Annotated in this window: 1 protein-coding gene and 3 pseudogenes; 2 read left to right on the forward strand and 2 right to left on the reverse strand. The window is 51.7% G+C overall.

Annotation, left to right across the window (positions count from 1 at the left end):
* A pseudogene (locus WM40_RS26070) lies at positions 1 to 197 on the reverse strand (IS6 family transposase); the annotation flags it as partial.
* Positions 198 to 240: 43 nt separating this feature from the next.
* Entirely contained in the window at positions 241 to 1,443 is a 1,203-nt protein-coding gene (locus WM40_RS26075) for a LeuA family protein (RefSeq protein WP_046154495.1), read from the reverse strand.
* 157 nt (positions 1,444 to 1,600) lie between these two features.
* On the opposite strand from WM40_RS26075, the pseudogene WM40_RS29265 reads away from it, so the two are divergent.
* Positions 1,601 to 2,261, forward strand: a pseudogene (locus WM40_RS29265) (transposase).
* 422 nt (positions 2,262 to 2,683) lie between these two features.
* A pseudogene (locus tag WM40_RS29270) lies at positions 2,684 to 2,926 on the forward strand (IS5/IS1182 family transposase); the annotation flags it as partial.
* Positions 2,927 to 3,118 lie beyond the last annotated feature (192 nt).

Raw genomic sequence — 3,118 nt, forward strand, 5'->3', positions numbered from 1 at the left:
AGCGGCAACAGTTTGAGCGCCCAGCGATGAACAGTCGAATGGTCCACAGCAATACCACGCTCTGCCATCATCTCTTCGAGGTGTCGTAAGCTCAACGGATACGCAACATACCAACGCACGCATAGCAGCATGACGTCCAGTGGATAGTGGAGCCGTTTAAACACTTTCGCCAGCGCCGTAGTCAGGTTTTGCTTCATGGATCAGATCGTTCGCTCGGGGTCTTTAGAATACCAGTCTCTCTTATTGCGACAGAACCGGAATTTTTGGCGTTTCCCGTGCGGAACCGCTATATTCTTTTGCGATCGTTTCCTTCAGGGCTTCCATGTCTTCACACGAGTTATCGGTTCGATCGGCAATAAATTTTTCGTAAAGTTTATTGATCTCTTCCTGATCTAGCATGATATCCAGCTCTCTCAGCAGATGTCGAATCACTGCACGTCCAGAATGACGGGCAACCAGCAGCTTGCGTTCGCGGCCAACCGTCTCAGGTTTAACGTATTCGTATGTATCAGGGTCGTTGAGAATGCCCTGTTGATGAATCCCAGCCGCGGTACTGAATGCATATTTTCCAAATAGCGGCTGGGTGCGTGGCTCTTCAAGCCCGATGAACTGTCTTAGCCTTGCAAAGGCGGCATAGAGCATGTCGAGTCGGATATTGCTATGAACGTCGTACTCAGCCTGCTTGTAATGCAAGAATGCGGCGATTTGTTCCAAAGCCGTATTACCGGCGCGTTCGCCAATTCCTCCCAGCGTTGCCTGCACCTCATTGGCGCCGGCTTCAATGCCCGCCAACGCATTGGCTACGCCTAATCCGAGGTCGTTGTGGCAGTGCGTCGAAATCTTAATGTCTGGACCAACCCATCCCCGTACACAGCGAACCAAGTCGTAGAACGAGCGCGGAGTGGCATATCCGGTTGTATCGGCCAAGATAATCTGATTGGCGCCAGCGTTCACGGAAGAAACTGCGAGCGCTTCCATATAGTCACTTTCGCCCCGGCTCGCATCTTCTATGCCCACTGCGACATTCTTAAGTCCCCTGCCCTTCGCATATTTCACCGCCTCGACGACTTCAAGCAAACCTTGCTCTCTCGTAATGTTGCGCTTGTGTTTCAGGTGCAAATCGCTACCCGTTGCAACGAGCATGATGACGTGTCGGTCGCTCACTCCACCGGCTTCAATGGCAATCCGGACATCTTCGCGTAACGCCCGGGAGAATGTGGCGAACGACGCGGTGCGGAGTTTAGAGCTTATCAACTGCGTCGCACGAAAATCGGCCGACGATGACGCCGGAAATCCGGTTTCGATCGTTTCTACCCCAGCATACTCCAGCATCCCCGCGAGATCGAGCTTTTGCTCCGGCGTCATTGCGTTACCCGGCGCCTGCTCACCGTCTCGCAACGTAGTGTCAAGAAAGGTGATAAGACGCGAGTTCAAATTCTGCATGGTTTAGTCTCTTCATGGTATGGGCCATTCTTAAAGGCAAGTGCAAAAAGATCTCGAAAGAGCTGGTTACTTTCTCGTGAAGCGCTTAACCCTGGATGCCTAAACAATGGATTAAGGAATACCGAAATCTATCATCGATGGCGAACTTTGAGCACCGATCGAACCGCTACTTCCACTGCTCAAACCGCGACACAAGCTATACTCTGGAAGCCTGCCGATTTGGAGCAGTGCGGCACTCAATTGCATCCTAATCGCGCTCAATACAGGGATGCGATGGAATCATGTACCGACCCGGTTGGTTTTCGACCCGCGGGCGACTTGCTGGAGTCAGTTGCACCACTGGCAGCAGGCCTTGGTGCGGGAAAAGTTGCACGCACTACTGCTCGACAAGCTGCGATAACCATGCAAGCTAGATTTCTGATATGCGGCTGTCGATTCATTTTCCGTTCGAGCCTCAGGAGAAGACCAAAACCTGTGCAAAACGTCAGCGATCGCACACACCAACGATGTCACGCTGCTCAACGCTATCTCACCGATTCAAAGCACTCGCGGCCAACCGCTTCCCAAGCCCAAAATTCTCTACCCCAACCGTGGCTACGATGTCGACCCGCATCGCCGCCGACTTCGCGAACCCGCCATCAGAGGCGTCATCACTAGGCGCGGTGCCGAACACGTAGCGGCCTGGGCAAAATTCCCGTTGCGTCGTCAAACGCACTCATTCGTGGCTTCGTAGATTACGTCATCTTCGCATTCGCTTCGAACGCCGATCGAGCATTCACGAAGCGCTCCTCAAACTAGCCCACTCACTTCTCCACTGAAACATCATCAGTAAAGCTGAACGTCTTCTTTAACTGGCCTTTTAGCCCAGACAATTCGTAATAGTTTGTTTTTTCTCCAGGTCAAATTTACGAAGTTTCTGCCAACGCGTCAAGGACGTGCTCTATCGATTATCGATAAAAACACGTTTTTCTGCTTTTTTGATGGTACATTCCGGAACCGATATCTATTTTTTAGCCAAAACGTCGGGCAAAACTGGGCTTTCAGTCACAGTGCTGAATCTCGTCAAATCGTGCTTCAAAGATACGTTTAATTATCTAACGATCAGTATCTATTGATTAGTCGACCCTGAACAATGCGTAGAGCCTTATGGCATAAGGCTTTGAATCTGTATCAGGGTTGAGGCATTTGCAAGGAACAGGCATATTACGTGTTGAATCCTGCAAATTCTGACGAGGTTTGAATGGGTCCGAAGAATGTTGTGCCCGAGGAAGATTTCTTTCGACAGCCGCTGCGCGAGCAGATCAACCTGAAGCATCCCTTGGTCAAGTTGAGCGACTTGATCGATTGGGAGCGGCTGAGCTGCGCGATGCGTACGAGCTTAGTCTCGTCGCGTGGCCGACCGGCAAGTTCGCCGCGCTTGGTCGCTAGTCTACTGCATTTGCAGCATGCCTTCGACTTGTCCGATGAGGACGTGGTATGGCAATCGATCTAGGGAAGGTCTGCACAAAGCACTTTCGAGCATGCACATGAAAGTCAGAGGCGATGCGCGGCGCTGATTTGTCGAACAAGCCTCGAACGACGCACGTTGATCGCTCCTCGCGTGCGCCCCACATCGCAACACCGCTCGTGCACATCTCGATTCAACACACTTTGCTCAAGCCATCTGTAATTTGCG

The organism is Robbsia andropogonis (assembly GCF_000970345.1).
Lineage (GTDB): Bacteria > Pseudomonadota > Gammaproteobacteria > Burkholderiales > Burkholderiaceae > Robbsia > Robbsia andropogonis.